The following is a 22,245-nucleotide window of genomic DNA, read 5'->3' as shown; positions in this document are numbered from 1 at the left end:
CCAGCGACGGTGGCACCGACGGGGCCGACCCGAAACGGGCCGACCGCCACCTGACCTCGGGGCTTTCAGCCCAGCAGCAGTGACCTGGGCTGCGCGGAGAGCGCCCGGTCGAGGACCAGGGATGCCGCTCCCACGGCGGCGACTTTCTCGCCCAGCGTGGTCGAGACGACGGTGGTCGGATGGGTGGCCCGCACGAACGGGGACCGTGCGACCATCGGCTCGATGGTCGCCAGGAGGCGGTCGGCGAGCAGCTGCCAGGTCGGTCCGCCGAAGACGACGGTGTCCACGTCCAGGAGCGTCGCCGCCGCGCAGACGCCCCGGCCGATCCGGATCGCCAGGCGCTCGATGATGCCGTCCGCCTGTCTCTCGCCGTCGGCGGCGAGCGCCGCCAGCCGCTCCAGACCGCGCTGGGCGTCGGCCGGATTCGTCACCGTGTACTCGGCGCCGAGCACGCCCAGGGCGATGGCCTCCTCGACGAGCGTCCGTGTCGAGCAGGCCGCGCCGAGTCCGCCGACCTCGCCCGCGTTCCCGGAGACGCCGCGCAGCACGGTGTCCTCCACCACGAGTCCCATCCCGGATCCGGTGCCGAGGTAGAAGAAGAGCAGGTTGCGGCTGTCGTTGGCCGCTCCGGTCCAGCGCTCGGCGACGACGGCGGCCGTGACGTCCTTGTCGAGGAGGGCCGGGAATCCGGTCGCCTCGCTGAGCTTGTCGCGCAGCGGGTAACGGCCCCAGCCGCGCAGCTCGGGAGGGTCCACGACCCAGCCGGCGGCCGCGTCGATGGGCCCCGGTGCGGCGATCCCCAGGCCCAGTATCCGGTCACGGTCGGCGCCCGACTCCGCCACGATCGCGGCCACCGAAGCGGCCATGTCCGCGACGACCCCGTCGGTGTCGCCGCCGCTCGGGGTGCCTTCGCTGCGCTGCGCCACGACCGTGCCGAGCAGGTCCACCAGTACGCAGGTGATGACCGCCGGGTCGAGGTGCACTCCCACCGCGTAACGGGATGCGGGGACGATTTCGAGGAGGGTGCGAGGTTTCCCGCTGCCCGTGCTCCGCTTCCCCGATTCCCGCGCCACGCCCTGGTCGAGCAGCCGACGGGTGATGTTCGAGACGGTCTGCGCGGACAGGCCGGTGGCGTGGGCTAGTTCGACCCGGCTCAGCCCCGCGGAGTGCCGGCGAATGGCGTCCAGGATCACCGACTCGTTGAAGTCACCCACGCGCGGCAGGTTGGTACCGCGCCGGATCGTGGACTTCCCGGTGCCCGCCGTCATACTCGTCAACGTTCTTCTCCCAGCCTCGGGCGGCGGCACCCTGCATCCGCTCCTCCGACGCATCCCATTAGTAGAATCCTATGACACAGCTGTGCAGCCCTGGGTGGATCTTGCCCGTTCCGGGCAGCGGCGCTACGGATCAGACGCTTTCTGTCCTTTCGCCTGCCGGGCGCAGGCGCAGCGTGCGGATCTGGAAGGGCCTGAGCCTGAGGTCGGCCGTCTCGTCGGACGCGAGTGTCACCTCCCGTTCCGGCTGCTCCAGCAGGTCGCAGTCGAATACGGCGGCAAGCGCGAACCCCGCCGACAGCCGCGCCGAGGCCGCTCCCCCGCACGCTTCGTACAGGCGGACCACGACATCGCCGCTGCGGTCGTCCGAGAGCTTGACCGACTCGACCAGCACATCGGTGGTGTCGAGTGCGACCAGGGCCCGAGCCGTGGCCGGGGCGGGGCGCAGGGGCAGATTCAGCGCGTAGCCCCCGGCGATGGCCTCCTCGATCCCGGCGCCGGCGAGCAGCGCGTAGCCGAAGCTGTGGCGGCCGCGGTCGGCCTCCGGGTCGGGGCTGTGCGGCGCCCGGAGCAGGGAGAGCCGCACCGTCGTGGTGGTGCCGCCGTCCTCCCGCGTGTCGCGGCGTACGTCGTGACCGTAGGTGGAGTCGGTGAGCAGGGCCGCGCCCCAGCGCCGCTCGCCCACGTGCACCCAGCGGTGCGCCCACAGTTCGAAGCGCGCCGCGTCCCAACTGGTGTTCTCGTGTGTGGGCCGCTGCACATGGCCGAACTGGATCTCGGCGCTCTCCCGTTCCGCGTGCACGTCGAGCGGCCAGGCCGCCTTCAGTACGGTGTCGCGCTCCTGCCAGTCGATGTCGTTGCGGACGGTCACCTGCCGGCTCTCGGCGGCGAGTTCGACGTACTGGACGAACCGGGAGGATCCGTGGGCTCGCTCGACCCGCACCGACGCCAGCAGGGGTCCTTCGTCCACGAGCGTCACCGACTCGGCCCGGTCCAGGTCGCGCACGACGTCGCGGTAGTACGAGTCGAGGTTCCACGCCGACCACAGATTGGGGTCGTCGGGATGGAGTTGGAGGAGGTTGCCGACGGCGCCCGGAGCGATCGCCTCCCGCTCGGCGGTGTGGTCGTACACGGAGGTGAGCAGCCCGCGCCGGTCCACGACGACCGTCAGTACCCCGTTGCCGAGGACGAACCCACCGTCCTTCGCATCGGCGGTGACAGCGGCCCGGGGCGTGTCCACGGTGCCGCCCGAGGCGAGGGGAGCGACCTCGGCGAGGACCGCGGTACGGCCGCCCGACAGGCGCTGCCCACCGGGGAATTCGGCGTCGTCGAGCACGGCGACCTCACGGCGTGCGCACGGTCCGGCGTTGAGGAGCGCGGGACGTCCGGGGAGATGGCCGACCGCGTCGGCGATCACCGTTTCGAGTTCGGCGTGGATCTCCGCGTACTCGCGCTCGGCCTGCCGGTGCACCCAGGCGATGGACGAGCCCGGCAGGATGTCGTGGAACTGGTTGAGCAGGACTCGCCGCCACAGCGATTCCAGCCGCTCGTACGGGTACGGTGCGCCGGCCTGGACGGCAGCGGTGGCCGCCCAGAGTTCGGCCTCGCGCAGCAGCGCCTCGCTGCGCCGGTTGCCGCGCTTGGTGCGGGCCTGGCTGGTGTAGGTGCCGCGATGGTTCTCCAGGTACAACTCGCCGCGCCAAACGGGTAGTTGGTCACACTCGGCACGGGCCTTCGCGAAGAACGTGTCGGGCGACTCGATCACGACCTTGGGCGAGCCTTCGAGGTCGCGCAGGCGGCGCGCCTTCTCCAGCATCGAGCGGGTGGGACCGCCACCGCCGTCGCCGTGGCCGAACGGGGCCAGCGAGCGGGTGGCCACCCCCTTGTCCGCGAAGTTGCTTTCCGCGTGGGCGAGTTCACCTGCGGTGAGGGACGCGACGTAGCTGTCGACGGGCGGGAAGTGGGTGAAGATCCGTGTTCCGTCGATGCCTTCCCAGTCGAAGGTGTGGTGCGGCAGCCGGTTCGTCTCGTTCCACGAGAGCTTCTGGGTGAGGAACCACTTGGCGCCGGCCAGCCTGGCGAGCTGGGGGTAAGCGGCGGTGTACCCGAACGAGTCGGGCAGCCACACGCCGTGCTGCTCGACGCCGAACTCCTCGGCGAAGAACCGCCGCCCGTACACGAGTTGGCGGGCCAGGGCCTCGCCGCCGGGGAGATTGCCGTCGGCCTCGACCCACATGCCGCCGACCGGCACCCAGTTCCCGTCGGCCGCCGCCTTCTTCATACGGGCGAAGATCTCCGGCCGCTGCTCCTTCATCCACGCGTACTGCTGGGCCGAGGAGCAGGCGAAGACGAGCTCGGGGTACTCCTGCGCCAGGGTGGTCATGTTGGTGAAGGTGCGCGCGCACTTGCGGACGGTCTCCCGCACCGGCCACAGCCAGGCCGAGTCGATGTGGGCGTGGCCGACCGCGGCGATCGTGTGCGCGGAGGCGTGCGCGGGCCGGGACAGCACATCGGCCAGCCGGTCCCGGGCCGCCGCCGCGGATGCCGCCACGTCGGTCGGGTCGACGGCGGCGGCGGCTCGGCGCAGGGCATGGAGGATCTCGTGGCGTCGGGAGGAGCCCAGCGGAAGCTCGTGCATCAACTCGTCGAGCACCTCGATGTCGTGGATGAGGTGCCATACGTCGTCGTCGCGCACCGCGATCTCGGCCTGTTCGAGCCGGTAGAGGTCCGCGGTGCCCGCGGTCTCCAGCGAGCCGTGGTGGATGTGCAGGGCGGCGCTGGCGACGATGGGCGGGTTGGCGGCCAGTTCGATCAGCAGGTCGACCCGGTCGCCGCCGGTGGCGGAGTCGGTGAGGAGCGCGCTGCGGCTGTACGGGTGCAGGCCCTGCATCGGCGAGCCCTGGGCGTCGTGGACCAGGCCCTCCGCCTGGCCGCCCGGTCCCTTGGTCAGGTCGAAGCCGAGGTCGAAGACGGCCTCGACGCGGCGCCCCGACCACTCCGCCGGGATCTCAGCGCTCGCCCGTAGCCAGGTCGTCGCCCAGGGGCCGCCCCAGGTGGAGCCGAGCGTGAACGGCTCGTAGTCGGCGTGCAGAGCGTCGGCCACGGGAACGGGTTCGCCGTCGACGCGCCAGGCGCTCAGGGTGAGAGGGTGCACGGCGCTGTAGAGGGCGGGGCGGACGACCCGGTCCAGCAGCTTGCGGATCCGTGCCTCGATGATCCGGCGGTCGTCATGCACGGTGCTGGTCCTTCCACGGGTCGTACGCGGAGTCGGGTGCGGGCAGTCGGATCGTGTCCCGTACGCCGTCGGGCCAGGTCACGTCCGCGAGCAGGGTGGCGCCCTGGGCGCGGGTGGTGACCTGGGGCAGGGCGATGGGGTCGGTGCCGCCGAGGTGGATCAGGGCGACGTGGGCGGTGCCGTGCGCGACAGGGCCGTCCGTTTCCACGACGGGGGTCGCGGATGCGGCACCGAGGGCATTGCTGTCGGTTCCAAGTACCAAGGAGGCACTGGGCAGTTGGTGCGCGCCGACGATGACGGAGACCAGGCCGTCGGCGCCCGCGACCCGGGCGGTGTCGCCGTCCACCGGGCCGGGAGCGGGGGCGGACCGCGGATCGACGGCCAGAGCCCAGCCGCCGATCCGCAGGACGTATCCGGTCCCGGCCCCTGCCGCGTCGTCGCCGGAAGCGGAAGCTGGGGCGGGTGCGGGGGCAGGTGCGGGGGCAGCGAGGTCGAGGGCGGGGTCGACGCGTACGGCCCGTACCTCGATCGATCCGCGCAGTGCGGAACCGACGGTGATCCAGGGGCCGAGCGCGTACCGGGTGTCGGGGCCGCCGAACGGGTCCCAGGTCGCGTCCTGGGGCCAGTGCGCTCGGGAGCGCGAGACGGCCGTGGCGCCGTCCACGGAGATCCGGGTTGCCGGACGCCGGTGGGAGGCGCGTCCCGCCGCGTCGAGCAGGACGACCGCATTGTCGAGCGGGTCGGCGTCCGCGCTGCCGCCGGTGTCGAAGGTGGGGTCGCCGGGGGTCTCGGGAGCGGTGTGCGTCGAGTAGGCGAAGCGCGCGTAGCAGGGGTCGTCCGCGTGCGGGCGGGCCGGGTCGGCGTGGTCCCCGCCGTGGTTGACGACGCGGACGACACCGTCGGCGACGGTGCCGGAGACGAGCCAGCCGGGCGCGGCCAGGGTGCGCGTGAAGTCGGTCCGTTCGACGGCGAGGGGGGTCTCCTCCTCGGTCCACACCGGGTGTTCGGGCGGCAGGGCGAGACCGATGAAGCCCTTGCTCGCCCAGTACGGCGAGGCGGGCCCCGAGTACACCTGGAGGATGCCGCGGAAGGGCCGGTGCCAGCCCAGGGTGAGCAGGCCCGCTCCGTCGGTGGCCCCGTGGCCGGTGAAGTGGTCGAGCATCCGGCTCGCGATCGCCCGGGTCTCCCCCGGCGAAAGGGGTGTGGCGTCGAACAGGGCGCCGGTCCACAGCGAGGCGAGCGCGGCGTGCCGGTAGGTGAGCGAGCGGCCCTGGACGAGCGGCGAGCCGTTCGCCCCGACCAGGAGCCGCTGGTCCCCCAGGAAGCGGCGCAGCCGGGCCCGGTAGCGGTCGAGGAGCCCGCTGGGTGCGGCGTCGCCGAGGATCCGGCAGAACCACAACGGGTACAGGTGCATCGCCCAGCCGTTGTAGTGGTCGAAGTTGCGGTGCTCGCCGCCGGTGAGCCCGTCGGAGTACCAGCCGTCGCCCGCGTACCAGCCGTCGGTGAGCGCGATGGTGCGGTCGAGGTCCTGCTGGCGCCACTCCCCTCCGGCGGTGCGGGCGAACGCCTCGGTGACGCCCTGGAACCAGATCCAGTTGTTGCCGGGCATCGGGTCGCCGACCATCGGGGCGAGCCAGTCGAGGACGTGCTGTCTGGCCCTGTCGTCGAGACGGTCCCAGATCCACGGCCGCGTCTCGTGCAGCGCGAGCGCGATGGACGCGGCCTCGACCTTGGCCTGGTTGCATTCGGCGAACGTCGGCCAGCGGTCCGGGTTCTTCGGGTCGGTGCCGGCGGCCAGGCCCGCCGCGTACCAGCCGGCGAGGTCGTGCGGATCGGCCCCGCCCGCCCCCGCCAGCCGGAAGCCGGCCAGCAGGAAGGTGCGGGCGAAGCCCTCCAGTCCGTCGCTGCGCGCGCCGCTGCTGCTGGGCACGCCGGGCAGGTTGATCAGGGCGTGCCCGTCGGTGCCGTACGGCCGTACGGCGAGCAGCAGTTGGTCCGCGGTCCGCTCCCAGTGGGCACGGTCCTCGGCGGGGGTGCGGGTCATGAGTTCCGGGTCTCCCATGCCTGTTCGAACTCGCGGCGGATCTGGTCGCCGGCTTCCTTGCGCCAGTTCTTCATCGCGTCGTCCCACTCCTTGAGCGGGAGGCGGCCCTGCATGATGCCTTTGCGGGTGTCGTCCAGGAGGGTGCCGAACAGCTTGGACTTCTTGGAGTCGGTCGGCGAGTACAGCGGCTCGGCGGGGTTGGGGATCAGCACCTTGACGGCTTCCTTCTGGAAGGCGTACTGGTCGTGCACGATGTCCGGCTTGGCCGGGTAGTACAGCGTGAACGGCGCGTCCGTCGCGAAGATGGTCGGCAGCGTGGCCTCGGCCTGGCCCTGCGGGGTGAGGACGGGGTCGGTGCCCTTCAGGGTGTGGTCCGGGCCCTGGACCCCGTACTTGCGCAGCAGGTAGGCGTCGGTCCCGAAGGGGGCGGCGAGCGCGTTCATCGCGCGCAGGATCTGCTGGATACGGGACTTGGACGCCTTCTTGATGATGAGCGTGGCGTAGTTCGCCGAGCCCTGCCACTGGCCGCCCTCGCCGCCGTCGAAGCCCGGCGCCATCATGTAGCCGAGATCGAAACCCTCCGTGGCCGGGCCGAAGTTGGTGTAGTAGTCGTTCCAGGCGGCCGGGGCATCGGGGTTCATGACGGTCTGTCCGCTGCCGAACCACTCCTTCGCCTTGCCGAGCACGCTGTACGTGTCCGGGTGCATCACGCCGGCCTTGGTGAGCCGGTTGACCGCGTCCAGGGACTGCTTGGCCTCCTCGGTCTCGTAGTACCAGGTGAACCTGCCGTTTTCCTCACGCCAGTTGTTGGGGGCCTTCAGCATCTTCATGACGAATTCCCACGCGGTGACGCTGTCGCCCAGGGCGTACTGGTTGGCCTTCGGGTCCGTGACGTCCTTGCACAGCTGGACGAACTCGTCCCAGCTCCTCGGATTCGGGTCGAGCCCCCGCTTCTTGATCAGGTCGAGCCGGGTGTAGGTGGGGCCGCCGGAGAGCGGGCGGGGCATGGGCAGCGCGTAGATGCCGCCGTTGCGCACGCAGGGCGCCCAGGAGGCGGAGGGGATGTTGGCCAGGTACGGGTAGTCCCGGATGTTGTCGCCGGACAGATGCGGGGTGAGGTCCTCGAAAAGGGTGTCCAGCATGTCCGGCGTGGCCGCCGAATTCTGGTCCGGCCTGAGCATCAGCATCGCGTCGGGCAGATCGCCGCCCGCGATCGTCACGGCGAACTTGGCCGGGTAGTCACCGACCGGTGTGATCGCGAAGTTGAGGTCGCAGCCCACGCTGTCGTTCAGGTTCTGCCACAGGACGTTGCGTCCCTCCGGCGGCGGCACCGGGTTGAATATCAGCGTCATGATGTCGATGCCGGGCCCCTTGGCGGGCGGGCCGTCCGGGAAGGCCTTGACGGGGTCGGCCGGGTAGTTCAGATAGCCGGGCGCGACACCGTCCGCGGTGGCCGGCATCGACGTCGTCACGCCCTTGTAAGGGATGTAAGCGGGCAGCTGGGCCTGGGCGTTGGCGTCCCGCCCGGTGGCAAGGCGGTAGTCCCCGCAGCCGGCCAGGGTCAGGCCCGCCGTGACGCCGACGGCGGAGGCGAGGAAGCCGCGACGGCTCAGTGCTGGGCGTGGCAGTGGCTGCAGTGGCTGCAGTGGCTGCAGTGGCTTCATAGGGCTGCTCATCCCTTCACCGCCCCGATCATGACGCCCTTGTTCATGTGCCGTTGGAGGAAGGGGTAGATGACCACGATGGGCACGATCGACAGAACCAGGATCGCCGCCTGCAGCGACTGGGCCGGCGGCAGCGGCGCCCCGGCCGCGACATCCACCTGACCGCCGCCGAGCTGCGCGTTGTTGACGACGTAGGTCCGCAGCACCAGCTGCATGGGCCACTTCGACGCGTCGTTGATGTACAGCAGGGCGTTGAAGAACGCGTTCCAGTACGTCACCGCGTAGAACAGGCCGATGACGGCGACCGAGGCCCTGGACAGCGGAAGCACGATCCTCATGAGGATGTTCGGCTCGGACGCGCCGTCGATGCGGGCCGCGTCGATGAGCTCCTTGGGCACGCTCATGAAGAAGGAACGCAGCACGATCACGTTGAACGCGTTGATCATGGTGGGCAGGATCAACGACCAGTAACTGTTGATCAGACCCAGCTGCTTGACCATCAGATAGCTGGGGATGACACCCGGCACGAACAGCATGGACATCAGCAGCAGGAGCAGTACGGGCTTGTGCCCGAAGGACCCGGGCCGGCTGAGGCCGTAAGCCAGCATGATGGACGAGACCAGGCTGAGGGCGGTGCCGACGACGGTGATCCCGACGCTGACGAGCATGGCCTTGGAGACGATCCCGCCGTTGAGCAGTGCCTGGTACGCGGTGAAGGTGGGGTGGTCGGGCCACAGGACGTAGCCGCCCGCCTTGGTGACCTCGGCGGAGTCGGCGAGCGAGGTCGAGAGGATCGCCACGAACGGCAGCACGACCAGGGTCACGCAGATCAGCAGGATCAGCGACTTGACGGAGCGCCAGGGCAGCGAGCCCGGGGTCTCCCCGGGGACGGCGCTGTAGGCGCGGCGCGGTGCGCGGCGCCCGGGACGGGCCGGCGAGAGCGTTGTCATGACCGGTAGACACCTTCTTCCCCGAAGAGATGGGCGATCTTGTTGGCGCCCAGTACGAGCACCACACCGACCAGGCCCTTGACGAGACCGACGGCGGCGCTGACGCCCCAGTCCCCGGCGATCAGGCCGTGGTTGTAGACGTAGGTGTCCAGCACCTCGCTGTTGTCCAGGCCGACGCCGGTCTGCTGGAGCAGGATCTGCTCGAAGCCGACGGACAGCGCGTCACCGAGCCGGAGGATCAGCAGCAGGATCACCAGTCCGCGCAGCGCCGGCAGGGTCACGTGCCAGGTCTGCCGCAGGCGGCTGGCGCCGTCCATGGCGGCGGCCTCGTAGAGGTTGTTGTCGACGCGGGAGAGGGCGGCGAGGAAGAGGATCGTGCCCCAGCCGGTGTCCTTCCAGATGACCTGCGAGGTCAGCAAGGACTTGAACAGCTCGGGGTTGCCGATGATGTTCCAGGTGCCCATGTCGTGGGCCTGCAGGAACAGGTTGACCATGCCGCTGCCGCCCAACAGCTGCTGGAACAGGGAGACGACCACCACCCAGGACAGGAAGTGCGGCAGGTACAGCACGTTCTGTACCCACTTCTTGACGTGTTCGCTGACCAGGCTGTTGAGGGCGAGTGCGAGGAGGATCGGCGCCGGGAAGACGAACACGACCTGGATCAGGGTCAGTTCGAGGGTGTTGACCAGTGCGTGCAGGAACTGCTGGTCTCCGTTGAAGATGACGTCGAAGTTGTCGAGCCCGCTCCACGGGCTGTGCATGATGCCGATGTAGGGCTGGTAGTCCTGGAACGCGATGACGTTGCCGAGCAGCGGGACGTACTGGAACAGCAGCAGCACCACGAGGCCGGGTATCAGGAACCAGAAGAGAGCCATGTCCCGACGGCGGCGCGGACGCAGTCGCCGCAGACGGCCCTTGTCCGGTGCCCCACCCTCCTCGGCCGGTCGGGCGGCCGGATGTTGCAGCGTTGTCATGACGAGAAGCCCTTTCGCCGTGAGACGGGCGTTGTCCGGCCATCCCCCCGGGCACCGGCACGAGTATGTAAATCCAATCGATTGGCTAACGTCAATGCTTCCGACACGTAAATTCATGCGGCGGCTTTCCTGTGCGGCCGGGGTCCGCCTCGGCCGACAGCAAGCGCTTGTGCGGACCGGCGAGTGGGGCCGGTCGTCTCCGGCAGAAGCGGCGCATGGACGCTCACCACCGCCGATCGACGGCACAGTTCGGCGAGTTGCACCCGTTCCGCGCCAGTCGGCGCGCCTCCTCGTCGGTCACGTACGGGTCGCTCAGCAGCAGTCGGTGGCCCGCGTCGGACCGGCGCAGTCCGGCCGGCGCACCGCGACCGACACCCGGGGCGCCCGCGATGCCCACCGTGTTGCCGTCGGCGCCCGAACGGCCGTGGCACGTCGGCCGACCGTCGCATAGCCGGCCGCCAGGGTCAGGGTGCGCCGCGCGGCGAGCGTGATGAGGGCCGGCGAGTAGGAGACGACGGGGCCGGCATGGGCATCGGCCGCCGACGACACGAGGATGCCGCGTTCCCACGCCGCTTCGCTCATCAGCGACTTGCCGCTGCCGGCAGTGCATCACGGTGCGCAGGCGGGGTGCGCGCGCCAGGACGTCGGCCGTGCCGCGCGGGCAGCCCCAGCCGCTGACCAAGATCCGGCATGCGCGCGGAGCCCGGCACCGACCGCGCACGTCACGTCGCGTCGTTCACGTCGTGACATGACGTGACCTCAGGCTCGCGGCAGGCGCAGAGTCACCATCTGGAAGGGCCGCAGGGTCAGCGCGACACCAGCGTCCACCTCCCCGGGCCGCTCGACGCCCGGCGACGGGCGCTCCAGCAGATCCGTCAGGACGGCCCGCCCGGCGGCGAATCCGTCGGCGCGGACCGTGGCGCGGGCGCGTCCGCCGTGCGCCTCGTAGACGCGCACCACCAGGTCGCCGCTGCGATCGTCGGCCAGCTTGACCGCGCTCACCACGACGGCGTCGTTGTCCACGGTCACCAGCGGCGCCACCTCGCCTGCGGCCCCGTCGACCCGGCGCTCGGGCAGGTTCGCCCGGTGACCCTCGCGGACCGCGTCGCCGATCGTCGCGCCCGGCACCAGCGCGTGCCGGAACCGGTGGACACCCTGGTCGGTCTCCGGATCCGGGTAGCGGGGCGCGCGCAGCAGCGACGCCCGTACGGTGGTCGTCGTGCCGGCGTCGGGACCGGTCCGTACCGAGCGGGTCACGTCATGACCGTAGGTCGCGTCGTTGACGACCGCGACGCCCCAGCCCGGCTCGTCGACGTGCACGAAGCGGTGGTTGCACGCCTCGAACTTGGCCCACTCCCAGCTCGTGTTCTGGTGAGTGGGCCGGTACGCATGCCCGAACTGCGTCTCGGCGGCGTACCGGTCGGCCTTCACGTCCAGCGGGAAGGCCAGCTTCAGGAAGCGCTCCCGCTCGTGCCAGTCCACCTCGGTGTCGATGTCGAGCCGCTTGGCGTCCGTCGGCAGTGACAGAAGCTGGCTGACCCGGGAGCTGCCGAACGTCCGCTCAACCCGCACCGAAGGCCCCTCGACAGCCAGTTCGGCGACGTCGGTGAGGTCGGTGCGCACGTTCCGGTAGAAGGCGTCGACGTCCCACGCGTCCCACTGGTTGGGGAAGTCGGGGTGGAGCTGGAGGAGGTTGGCTGCCTGCCCCGGCGCGATCGCCTCCCGGCCCGCGGCGATGTCGTACGCGGAGACCACCAGGCCTCGTCCGTCGATCTCGACCCGCAGCAGGCCGTTGTCCAGGACGTACCCGCCGCCTTCGCGCGGGACGGGAACCACCCCGCCGCCCCGAGCGGCCTCGGCCGAGGCACCGCCGGCCGGGATGCCACCGCGGGCGTGCGGGGCCGAGTTGAAGACCAGTTCCCGCGTCCCCTCCCCCGCCAGGACACGCTGCGCACCCGCGATGATGGCCTCCAGTTCTTCGGCCAGCCGTGCGTAGGTCTCGCGTGCCTCGCGGTGCACCCAGGCGATGGAGGAGCCGGGCAGGATGTCGTGGAACTGGTGCAGCAGCACCGTCTTCCAGATCCGGTCGAGCTCCTCGTAGGGGTAGGAGGCGCCGGTGCGCACCGCCGCCGTGGCGGCCCAGAGCTCGGCCTCCGTCAGCAGGGACTCGCTGCGCCGGTTGCCGCGCTTGGTCCCCGCCTGGCTGGTGAGCGTGGCGCGGTGCAGTTCGAGGTAGAGCTCGCCGACCCACACGGGCGGGTCGGGGTATTCGGCCTCGGCCTTGGCGAAGAAGTCGGCCGGGGCCTCCCACGCGACGGTCGGCGCACCCTCCAGACTGCGCATCCGGGCCGCTTTGGCGACCATCTCGCGCGTGGTACCGCCCCCGCCGTCGCCGTAGCCGGTCGGCACGAGGGATCGGGTTGCGACGCCCTTCTCCTTGAAGTTCCGTGCCGCGTGCGCAATCTGATGCCCCGTCATTTCGCAGTTGTACGAGTCGACGGGCGGGAAGTGGGTGAAGACGCGGGTGCCGTCGATGCCCTCCCAGTTGAACGTGTGGTGCGGGAACTTGTTGGTCCGGCTCCACGAGATCTTCTGGGTGAGCAGCCGTTTGGCTCCGGCCGCCCTGATGATCTGCGGCAGCCCGGCGGCGAAGCCGAAGGTGTCGGGCAGCCAGGCCTCGTCGCTCTCGATGCCGAACTCTTCCAGGAAGAACCGCTTGCCGAACACGAACTGACGGGCCATCGCCTCCGAGCCCGGCATGTTGGTGTCGGACTCCACCCACATCCCGCCCACGGGTACGAACCTGCCGTCCGCGACCGCCTTCTTGACCCGGGCGTACACCTCGGGCCGGTGCTCCTTGAGCCACGCGTACTGCTGGGCCTGCGACATGGCGAAGACGAAGTCGGGCTCCTCCTCCAGCAGGGCCGTCATGTTCGACGCGGTCCGGGCGACCTTGCGGACCGTCTCGCGCAGCGGCCACAGCCACGCCGAGTCGATGTGGGCGTGGCCGACGGCGCTGATGCGGTGCGCGGCGGAGGCGGCGGGTGTGGCGAGCACGCCGGCCAGTGCGTCCCGTGCGGCCTGTGCCGTGCCGTTCACGTCCTGGAGGTCCAGTGCGTCCAGCGCCCGGCCGACCGCACGCAGGATCTCCCAGCGGCGACTGCCGTCCAGGGGCAGTTCGGGCATCAGCTCGCCGAGCACTTCCAGGTCCATGGCGAGGTTCCACACCGTCTCGTCGAAGACGGCCAACCGCATCTGTCCCAGCACGTATTGGGGCGCGTCGCCGGCGGTCGCCCTGTCGCCCATCGGGGTCGGCTGGAACGGCACTCCGCTCGCGTCGAGATCGGGGTTGGAGGCGGCCTCGATGCGCCAGTGCACCTGCTCCCCGCCGGCCACCGGCGACCCGACACGGACGTACGCGTTGCGCGGGTGGAGTCCCTTGACCGGGGTGCCGTCGGGTCGGTGGACGAGGCCCTCGCACTGGAAGCCCGGGGTGCGCGGGGTGAAGCCGAGGTCGAGTACGGCCTCGACGGTACGGCCCGACCACTCGGCCGGAACCGTGCCCGTGACCTTGAACCAGCTGGTCCCCCACGGCGTGCCCCACGGAGTCCCGGGGGCGATGGGGCGGGTCGGCGCTGCCAGTCCCTCGGCCACGGGGACGGGTTCGCCCGGGGTGGACCAGATCTCCACGGACAGCGGTGTCGACTCGGGGTGGACGGACGGGCGGATGCGTTCCCTGAGGACCCGCTCCAGGCGGGCTTCGACCAGGTTCCGGTCGTCGTGCATGAGGTACTTCTCCTGTTCCCGCGAGCATGCGCGTTCCCGAGAGCATGCTCGGGTGGAGGATCGGCGGGGATGTCGGACGGGGTCGGTCAGCGGTCGGCGCCGGAGACCGGGTCGGGTCGCTCGCAGATGGTGGTCACCGGGAGCGCGCGGCCCTGGTCCGCCGCGTCCATGAGGGTGAGCATGATGTCCAGGACGTGCGCGGCGAGTTCGGCCGACGCACGGTGCGGACGCCCCGCCGACAGGGCCTCGGCCAGATCGGCGAGGCCTGCGCCGCGCCCCGCGTCCGGACAGCCGGCCGACACCGGCAGGGTTTCCCAGCCGTCACCGCGGTGGATCTCGACGGGACCGTCGAAGCCGTTCGGGTCGGGCACGGACAGCGAGGCGGAGGTGCCGTGCACCTCGATGCGCGGCAGCCGCGCGGCGCGGATGTCGAAGCTCATGACCAGGGTGGACAGAGCTCCGCCCGCGTGCTCCAGGATCCCGGTGATGTGGGTGTCCACCTCCACCGGGAAGGTGTGCCCCGCGCGGGCGCCGCTGCCGATCGTCCGCTGCGCACGCGGCCGGGAGGACGCTCCGGTCACCCGGACCACCGGGCCCAGCAGATGGACCAGGGCCGAGAGGTAGTAGGGCCCCATGTCGAGCAACGGGCCGCCGCCCGGCCGGTAGTAGAACTCCGGATCCGGGTGCCACTTCTCGTGGCCCGCGCTGGTCATGAAGGCGGTGGCCGCGACCGGGGTGCCGATCAGACCGTCGTCGACCGCCTTGCGCGCGGTCTGGGTTCCGGTGCCGAGGACGGTGTCGGGTGCGCAGCCGACCCGCAGCCCCGCCTCGTGCGCCGCCGCCAGTACGGCTTCGGCCTCCTTGCGGTTGGCCGCGAGGGGCTTCTCGCCGTACACGTGCTTGCCCGCGGCGAGCGCCGCCAGGGCGACCTCCGCGTGCGCGGCCGGGATCGTCAGGTTGAGGACGACGTCCACGTCGTCCCTGGTCACCAGGGCGGCCGCGGACGGCGCCACGGCCACCTCCGCCCCGGCCTGCGCCGCGACGGACCGCGCGCGGCTCAGGTCGAGGTCGGTGACCGCGGTCAACCGCACGGACGTCAGACGCGCCAGGGTCGAGAGGTAGGCACCGCTGATCTTTCCCGCGCCCACGATGCCGATGTTCAAAGGCTTCAGCGGCTCGCCCACAGCAGTCCCCTTTCGGTCGACGTGCGGACCTCCGGCACGTCGAAGTCGCTGATCGCCGCGGGCTGATGCCCGTCCCGACCTCCGCGGACGACGAGCGCCCGCGGGATACCAGTGGTCAAGGTGATTGCACGCTCCCATCGACGCCGCGCGGCAGCGCGTGGCGGTTCGGGGTGAGTGGTGTCGGCCAACAGGTCGGCCGACCCTGGAATTACCGCTGCTCGGACGATGTCGCACAGGTGGCCATCCGAACTTATGAACCGGCGCCGGAGTTTGTCAATACGTTGGATGAACTCTGAAGCGAGGCCGTCGACCCTCCCCCGAGCCCTACCACCGGGCCCCACCGCGACCCCTGTCCCGCAGCTCCACGTCAGTCCGCACCCGGAAAGGGACATCGGCCGGTGAACCGTCCCGTTCGTAGCGAACCCCAAGACCCGCTCCCTGCTGCGCCCCGCATTCGAACCGTCAGACACATTGACTAAAGCAACTTGATGGATTTACATGACGGCGCGGCCGCGCCGCCCGTCGCACCTGCTCTCCCCCCACCCCTGAACCAGCTGCTCGGCATACCCCAACATGCCCGCACATCGCAGGACTTGGCGCGGCACAACGACTTCGAGCACCTTCATCGACAACGTGTCAGACCTCCGGCAGATGAGTCCTCTTGCTCGCGGCGCGCTGATCCCGCCCTGTCGCTGACCCCACCACGAGGTGAAACATGCACAGAAAAGTCCGACGAGCCTCCATATGGCTTCCTGGCATCGCCATGCTTGTCGCCGGCACTCTGTTCGCTCTTCCGGGCACCAAAGGTCACGCGGAAGTGACTTCGGGGACCGATGCCGAGGCGGTTGCCGCAGCGGCTGGTGCCACCACACCCTTCACCACGGTCGAAGCCGAAACCGGGACGCGTGGCGGCGGCGCCGCCCTCCGCTCCCTCACCCCGGGAGCGGCTGCACCGACCGCGGCCTCGCTGGAGACCGAAGCCTCGGGCTACTCCCTGGTCGAGCTGAAGGCCACCGGCTCTTCGGTGTCGATGTCGAACAACACGGGCAAGAGCGCCAATACCCTCGTGGTCCGCGCCTCGATTCCGGACGCGGCGGCAGGTGGCGGCATCACCGCGTCGCTGAACCTGTACGTGAACGGCGTGTACCGCCAGGCGATCTCGCTCAGCTCCAAGCAGGCGTGGAACTACCGCGATGCGACCACCAATCCGGACGACCCCAAGGCCGGCGGGTCGCCCTACCGCTTCTACAACGAATTCCCCGTCTGGGTCACGGGTGCTCCCATCGCGGCGGGCAGCACGATCAAACTCCAGAAGGACGCTGCCAACACGGCAGCCGTCTACGACATCGATTCCGTCGATCTGGAGAACGTCGGGGGCGCCCTGGCCCAGCCGGCCAACTCGCTCTCCGTCGTCAGCTACGGAGCGGATCCCAGCTTCGTGAAGGATTCGACGGTCGCGATCCAGAACACGGTGAACGCCGCCAAGACACAGGGAAAGTCCGTGTGGATCCCGCCGGGCAAGTACCTGACGAACAGCCTGACGTCCACGACGTTGAACTTCACCGGCGTGAAGGTGCAGGGCGCCGGCATGTGGCACACCACCATCTATCGCAAGGTTCCTCTGCCGACCCCCGCCGGATGGCGTTCGCAGATCCTGGTGGGCTCGGGCACCACACTGACGGATCTCCAGATCGACGCCAACGCCACCTGGCGCGGTGTCGGCGGCAACGGCGGTTCGGACTACGGAATCAACGCCAGCGGCGCCGGTGGCTGGCTGGTCGACCGGATCTGGACGCGACACGTCGACGCCAACTGGCTGTCCGGCACCAACGGCATCGTGCGCAACAGCCGGACAGCGGACACCTACGGTGACGGTTTCAACGTCAACAACGGCAACACGCCGAATCCGGACAAGCTCGGCAAGAACATCACGGTGCAGAACAACTTCGCCCGGAACACCGGTGACGATTCCTTCGCGACGTACTCCGACGCCGGCGCCGGCGGCACGAACCCGCAGGTCAACGGTACAAAGATCCTGAACAACACCGCGATCGCACCCTGGTGGGCCAACGGCATCCGGGTGGCCGGCGGGCAGAACATCGAGGTGAAGAACAACCTGGTGAACAGCGTGTCGTCGAACAGCGCACTGGACCTCGGCGTGTTCGGCGACACGGGGAACCCCCTGACGTCCGTCACGGTCAGCGGAAACGTCCTGAACGGCGGCGGAGGCTGGAACGGCACCCGGCACGGTGCGCGGATCAGTTCTCCGTCCAGCACCTCGCTGTTCCCGACCGCGTACTCGAACGTCACCATGACCGACAACGTCCTGCGAGGTGCTCTCCGTTCGGGCATCTACATCGACAAAACGCGCGTCAACGCGACGCTGAAGAACAACACGATCGACCGGCCGGCCAAGCAGGGCATCTGGATCCCCTCGGGAGTCACCGGCACAGGGACCTTCACGGGCAACACGGTCACGAATCTGTTCCCGGGCCAAGTCGCGACCCAGAACGACTCACCGGCCACGTTCAAGATCACCGGCTGAGCGCGCGGAGCCACCGCCCCCGCAGGGGACGGCGGCTCCGGTGTGACGGTCTCTCAGGGCTGGGCGGGCGCGGCGATCCCCTGCCCCCAGGCCGGTACGAGGGTGACCTGCTGCTGCCGGGCCGCGTGGAAGCGCGGCAGCGGGAGGCCGCTGGAGGTGGGGCGCAGCTCCATCAGCGTGGCCTCGACATCGGCCGCCCCGGCCTTGAAGCGGCCGAGTTCGGGGCGGTCCGAGTTCGTCCAGCGGTGCTCCGCGCCGTCACAGACCGCGCTGGTGCCGCCAATGCCGTGCCGCACGTTGCTGTCGCCCTGGCGCAGGGACGAGCTCACGAAGACCGCGCCGGTGCCGTCCGTGCAGCGGTAGGTGCCGGAGAGGGTGATCGTGCCGTCCGGGGCGACGGTGCCGGTCGGGTCGACGGTGACCGACTCGAAGGGGTCGATGAGCGCATGGGCGGCGGGGGCGGTGAGCAGCAGCAGCGCGACACCGGTGGCCGCGCCGACGACCTGGCGCAAGGACATGGAAGTACCTCCTGGAACGGGGCCCGGAACGGGAGACGGGGAACAGAGGTTCCACAGGTACCGGGCCACCGCACCGCGGACGGTGACCGTCACTCCTTCGGTGGCGAGTCCGGGGGTCTGTGCGTCCAAGGGGCTGTGGACTCGGGGGTCTGTGCGTCCAAGGGCCTGCTAGCCCGGGGTCTGCGAGCACGGGGGCTCGTGAGCCCGGGGTCCACGAGCCCGCGGGACCAGGAGCCCGCGACTCCGCGGGACCGGGATCGTACGTGCGCGGCGGTCGGGACGGTGAGCTCCGGCTCGGCTCGGCTCGGACGGCAGTGGGCCCCGAGGCCGCTCGGGGGAGATCCACGGACGGATTTCGGCGCGGATCCGCCGCGACCGTCTTGGCGGCGTCCGCGTGATGTCCGCGTGTTGTCACGCTCAAGGGCCGGGTGTTCCGATGAGTTCGCGGCGGGAGGATGGTCTATCCATGCGAGGTGGCGACAGCGCCGCCGACCACCTATCGCATCCGACGTGGAGGTGCGCCATGTGTTCCCACCAGACTTCGGACCGTCCCGGCCGCGAGGCCGCGCACATCGTCGCCGCCCACCCCGAGCAGGGCTGGAGCCTGCGGTGCGACGGGGCGATCGTCTTCGACGACACCGGCGAGCTGCTGCCCGACGGCAGTGTGGTCGCCCCGCGCCGGCTGCCCGTCGGACAGCTCGCCGCCGCCGCCTGATCCTCAGCGATCCTCCCGTCCACCTCACGAGGCCGCCCTCCGGGCGACGACGGGCATCGTCGGACAGGCCCTGGATGATCGATTCCAAGGGGCGGCTCCGGCTGTTCGTCAGCTCAGTTGCCGTACTGATATGAGTAGATGGCGGTGGTCTTCGCGTGCCGCGTCATCCTCGTCCCGTACGCCACTGAGTAGTGCCCGCCGGCCGGGGCCCAGAAGTTCAAAGCGCACTTGAGGGGCGTCGAAGGAGTTGAGGGCTTCCATCAAGTACGCGGGGTTGAAGGCGACCTCCAGGTCATCGGCGTCGGTCAACGTGGCCGCGAGCTGCTGCGAAGCAATGTCGTCTTCGTACCCCGCCTGCAGGAGGACGGTTCCCTGGGCGGAGAAGTCGAGCCGGATCGGGCTGTTCGGCTCCGCGACGACCGCGACACGGCGGACCGCGTCGGCGAGCGCCTCCCGCTCCGTGACCGCGACTGCCGGACCGTCCAGTGTGAACAACTTGTCGTAGCGCGGCAGCCGCCCTTCCAGCAACCGCAGTGTCGTACGCATCCCGGTTCCCTCGAAGGCGATCAAGCCACCACCCGAGTCACCCGTGCCGCTCAGCCCGATGCGGATCAGCCCCGACTTCGTCAGCGCACGAGAGATCTCGGCCAGCCTGCGGCCGGGAACCACTACCTCCACCGCATCGGAACCCGCCCCCTGCGGCTTCCACGGCACCACACGCACGGCATACCGGTATCGGTCCGTAGCGGCCAACGTCAGGGACTCGCCATCCAGCCGGAGCTGGATCCCCGTGAGCACCGGGAGGTAGTCGTCACGACCGGCGGCTATCACCACTTGTGCGACCGCCGCCGCGAACTCTGCCGCATCCAACGTTCCGCGAAAGGCGGGAAGCGCGGGAAGCGCGGGATACTCCTGCATGGGCAAGGTCGACAGCCCAAAGCGCGTACCGCCCCCTTCCATCGTGAAGCGCGCTCCTTCCAGCGCGCACGTCACCATCGCATCGGGCAATACCCGGCAGATGTCCAGCAGTCTGCGCCCGAGCACGAGCACCCGACCGGCCGTCAGCGTCTCCGCCGGGACCTCGATGGTCGCGGACGCCTCGTAGTCGAAGCCCGAGATACGCAGCCGTCCGTCCGCCGCGTCCAGTATCAAGCCACCCAGCACAGGTACGGGCGAACGTGCGGGCAACGACTTGGCCGCCCAGGCCACGGCCTCGGCGAGAGCGCCTCGCTCGATCCGGAACTCCATCCGTACATCCCCCATCGCGTCACACCAGTTGGTCCGCGCACGCTATATGTCGCCACTGACAACGCTCGGTCCGTCCCGGCACGCCAGGCGAGGGTGCCCACGATCCCGTGGTGACGCCCGACTTGGACTTCCTCGCGACCGCGCTCGATGGGAAAACCGACGACCTGCGCCGGAGCGAGGCCGACGAGCGCGAGAATCTGCTCGACCTGCTCACGGCCGAACCCGGAATCGCCGCCGCCCTGCCCGGTCAGACGCTGATCGGCGACAAGAACTACAGCTCGATCTCGAACATCACCGCGGCCGCACACCCCGCGGCGTCATCACCGGATGATGCAGCGGATCCTCGAATTGACCGCCGCGATCCGGCACAACGACCACACGCGACAACCCGTCCTACGCTCACTGATCGCCTTCGCTCACCGACCCTTTGGAATCGGTCATCTACGGCAACACCGCGAACCCGTCGAGCTCGACCAGCGCCTGTTCGTCCCAGAGGCGTACGACGCCGATGACGGCCATCGCGGGGAAGTCACGGCCCGCCAACGTCCGCCAGATGCGGCCGAGTTCGGCGGCGCGGGCGCGATAGTCCGCGACGTCGGTGGCGTAGACGGTGACGCGGGCCAGGTCGGCGGGGGTGCCGCCGGCGGCCCGGAGGGCGGTCAGCAGACCGGTGAGAGCCGTCTCGAACTGTTCCGGGAGGGTCTCCCCGACCACCTTGCCGTCGGTGTCGAGCGCGGTCTGGCCGGCCAGGAAGACGACGCGGCTGCCGGTGGCGACGACGGCGTGCGAGAAGCCGGTGGGTGGCGAGAGTTCCGGCGGATTGATGCGCTCGGCGGTCATGGGACCTCCACCTCCCGGTAGGCGTCGGCAATGGGCTTCTTGTACAACTCCTTGGCGATGACGGCCCGTTGGACCTCGCTCGCTCCTTCGTAGATCCGGGGTGCGCGCACCTCCCGGTAGAGGTGTTCGAGCAGATGGCCGCGGCGCAGGGCGCGGGCGCCGTGGAGCTGGACGGCCGCGTCGACGACGTACTGGGCGGTCTCCGTGGCCAGCAGTTTGGCCATCGCGGCCCGCTGGGGAACGTCCGGGGCTCCGGCGTCGTACGCCGCCGCGGCCGCGTAGACCATGAGGCGGGCGGCCTCCGTGCGCAGGGCCATCTCGGCGACCTGGTGGGCCACCGTCTGCAGAGCGCTCAACGTGCCGCCGAACGCCTGGCGTTGAGCCGTGTGGGTGAGCGTCGCGTCGAGTGCCGCCTGTGCCATGCCGACCGCGAAGGCGCCCACGCTCGGCCGGAAGAGGTTGAGGGTGCCCATGGCCACCCGGAAGCCGCGGTCGGGTTCGCCGAGCACGTCGTCGGCCGTCACCCGGACGGCGTCGAAGTCGAGGGTCCCGATGGGGTGCGGCGAGAGCAGGTCGAGCGGGGTGCCGGTGAGCCCGGGGCGGTCGGCGGGGACGAGGAAGGCGGTGACGCCACGGGCGCCGGCGTCCGGGGTGGTGCGGGCGAACACGGTGGCGAAGTCGGCCTCGGGGGCGTTGGAGATCCAGCACTTCTGACCGGTGAGCCGCCATCCGCCGGAGCCGTCCGGGTCGGCCCGCAGGGCCAGCGCAGCCGCGTCCGAGCCCGCGCCGGGCTCGCTGAGGGCGAAGGCCGCGACCGCGCTGCCCTCGCTCACCCGCGGCAGCCACCGGTCCCGCTGGGCCCCGGTGCCGTACGCGTGCACCGGGTGCGCGCCCAGGCCCTGCAACGCGAGTGCCGTCTCGGCCTCCGTGCAGACCTGCGCCAGGGACTCGCGCATCAGACACAGGTCGAGCGCGCCCGAGGTGAACAGGCGGGAGAGCAGACCGAGTCGGCCCAGTTCCGAGACGAGCGGGCGGTTCACACGGCCCGGCTCGGTCTTGTCCACGAGGGGGCGCAGCCGCTCCACGGCCAGGGTGCGCAGCTCGGCGCACCAGGCGGTTTGTGCCGGATCGAGCGAGAATGCGGTCATTGCCGGTCCCCTCTCCTGCCGGGCGGCCGCACGGACCGCTGAAGCGTACGAGCCGGCCGGCCCCACGGCTCCGCGAGCCGGCCGGAACCGGCGGCCGCCCCTGCGACGGTATCGCGAACT

Annotated in this window: 16 protein-coding genes; 2 read left to right on the top strand and 14 right to left on the bottom strand. The window is 70.4% G+C overall.

Features of this window, described 5'->3' with window-relative positions; genetic code table 11:
• Nucleotides 1-65 precede the first annotated feature (65 nt).
• The 10 genes from ACFWM2_RS27805 to ACFWM2_RS27760 all read right to left on the bottom strand — a co-directional run bounded on the left by ACFWM2_RS27805 (nt 66) and on the right by ACFWM2_RS27760 (nt 15,230).
• Nucleotides 66-1,268, bottom strand: a complete 1,203-nt coding sequence (locus ACFWM2_RS27805; RefSeq protein ID WP_383285980.1) for an ROK family transcriptional regulator — start codon at nt 1,266-1,268, stop codon at nt 66-68.
• A gap of 139 nt (nt 1,269-1,407) precedes the next feature.
• Nucleotides 1,408-4,509: an alpha-mannosidase gene (locus tag ACFWM2_RS27800; protein WP_383285519.1), complete on the bottom strand. Its 3,102-nt coding sequence runs from the start codon at nt 4,507-4,509 to the stop codon at nt 1,408-1,410.
• Nucleotides 4,502-6,553: a DUF2264 domain-containing protein gene (locus ACFWM2_RS27795; protein ID WP_383285516.1), complete on the bottom strand. Its 2,052-nt coding sequence runs from the start codon at nt 6,551-6,553 to the stop codon at nt 4,502-4,504. The genes ACFWM2_RS27800 and ACFWM2_RS27795 overlap by 8 nt, the downstream gene beginning before the upstream one ends.
• Nucleotides 6,550-8,217 carry an ABC transporter substrate-binding protein gene (locus ACFWM2_RS27790; protein ID WP_383285513.1) on the bottom strand — a complete coding sequence of 556 codons (1,668 nt, stop codon included), beginning with the start codon at nt 8,215-8,217 and terminating at the stop codon, nt 6,550-6,552. The genes ACFWM2_RS27795 and ACFWM2_RS27790 overlap by 4 nt, the downstream gene beginning before the upstream one ends.
• Nucleotides 8,218-8,225: 8 nt before the next feature.
• A complete protein-coding gene (locus ACFWM2_RS27785) occupies nt 8,226-9,167 on the bottom strand; it encodes a carbohydrate ABC transporter permease (protein WP_383285510.1) in 942 nt (313 codons plus the stop codon).
• Nucleotides 9,164-10,141, bottom strand: a complete 978-nt coding sequence (locus ACFWM2_RS27780) for an ABC transporter permease (RefSeq protein ID WP_383285507.1) — start codon at nt 10,139-10,141, stop codon at nt 9,164-9,166. The genes ACFWM2_RS27785 and ACFWM2_RS27780 overlap by 4 nt, the downstream gene beginning before the upstream one ends.
• A gap of 312 nt (nt 10,142-10,453) precedes the next feature.
• A complete protein-coding gene (locus ACFWM2_RS27775) occupies nt 10,454-10,723 on the bottom strand; it encodes a hypothetical protein (protein WP_383285504.1) in 270 nt (89 codons plus the stop codon).
• 177 nt (nt 10,724-10,900) lie between these two features.
• Nucleotides 10,901-13,927 (bottom strand): alpha-mannosidase, encoded by a 3,027-nt coding sequence (locus ACFWM2_RS27770; RefSeq protein ID WP_383285501.1) that lies wholly within the window; start codon nt 13,925-13,927, stop codon nt 10,901-10,903.
• Between the two features lie 86 nt (nt 13,928-14,013).
• A complete protein-coding gene (locus ACFWM2_RS27765) occupies nt 14,014-15,111 on the bottom strand; it encodes a Gfo/Idh/MocA family protein (RefSeq protein ID WP_383285498.1) in 1,098 nt (365 codons plus the stop codon).
• Nucleotides 15,096-15,230, bottom strand: coding sequence for a hypothetical protein (locus tag ACFWM2_RS27760; protein WP_383285495.1), 135 nt, complete (start codon nt 15,228-15,230; stop codon nt 15,096-15,098). Before ACFWM2_RS27760 ends, ACFWM2_RS27765 begins: the two co-directional genes overlap by 16 nt.
• Before the next feature lie 698 nt (nt 15,231-15,928).
• Between ACFWM2_RS27760 and ACFWM2_RS27755 the strand changes: the two genes are divergently transcribed.
• Nucleotides 15,929-17,656: a glycosyl hydrolase family 28-related protein gene (locus tag ACFWM2_RS27755; RefSeq protein WP_383285492.1), complete on the top strand. Its 1,728-nt coding sequence runs from the start codon at nt 15,929-15,931 to the stop codon at nt 17,654-17,656.
• A 53-nt stretch (nt 17,657-17,709) separates the two neighbouring features.
• On the opposite strand, the gene ACFWM2_RS27750 is transcribed toward ACFWM2_RS27755, so the two are convergent.
• Nucleotides 17,710-18,174 carry a DUF6299 family protein gene (locus ACFWM2_RS27750; RefSeq protein ID WP_383285489.1) on the bottom strand — a complete coding sequence of 155 codons (465 nt, stop codon included), beginning with the start codon at nt 18,172-18,174 and terminating at the stop codon, nt 17,710-17,712.
• A 523-nt stretch (nt 18,175-18,697) separates the two neighbouring features.
• Between ACFWM2_RS27750 and ACFWM2_RS27745 the strand changes: the two genes are divergently transcribed.
• Nucleotides 18,698-18,889: a DUF5999 family protein gene (locus ACFWM2_RS27745; RefSeq protein ID WP_383285486.1), complete on the top strand. Its 192-nt coding sequence runs from the start codon at nt 18,698-18,700 to the stop codon at nt 18,887-18,889.
• Nucleotides 18,890-18,997: 108 nt separating this feature from the next.
• Here the strand turns inward: ACFWM2_RS27745 and dnaN are convergent, their stop codons facing one another.
• The 3 genes from dnaN to ACFWM2_RS27730 all read right to left on the bottom strand — a co-directional run bounded on the left by dnaN (nt 18,998) and on the right by ACFWM2_RS27730 (nt 22,125).
• Entirely contained in the window at nt 18,998-20,137 is a 1,140-nt protein-coding gene (gene dnaN / locus ACFWM2_RS27740) for a DNA polymerase III subunit beta (protein WP_383285483.1), read from the bottom strand.
• A gap of 441 nt (nt 20,138-20,578) precedes the next feature.
• Nucleotides 20,579-20,977 carry a RidA family protein gene (locus ACFWM2_RS27735; protein WP_383285480.1) on the bottom strand — a complete coding sequence of 133 codons (399 nt, stop codon included), beginning with the start codon at nt 20,975-20,977 and terminating at the stop codon, nt 20,579-20,581.
• A complete protein-coding gene (locus ACFWM2_RS27730) occupies nt 20,974-22,125 on the bottom strand; it encodes an acyl-CoA dehydrogenase family protein (protein ID WP_383285477.1) in 1,152 nt (383 codons plus the stop codon). The genes ACFWM2_RS27735 and ACFWM2_RS27730 overlap by 4 nt, the downstream gene beginning before the upstream one ends.
• Nucleotides 22,126-22,245: the final 120 nt, after the last annotated feature.

The sequence above is a fragment of the Streptomyces sp. NPDC058371 genome, assembly GCF_042723265.1.
In the GTDB taxonomy this organism is placed as follows: domain Bacteria; phylum Actinomycetota; class Actinomycetes; order Streptomycetales; family Streptomycetaceae; genus Streptomyces.
The sequence above is the reverse complement of the archived record's forward strand: the minus strand, read 5'-3'. Positions and strand labels throughout refer to the sequence as shown.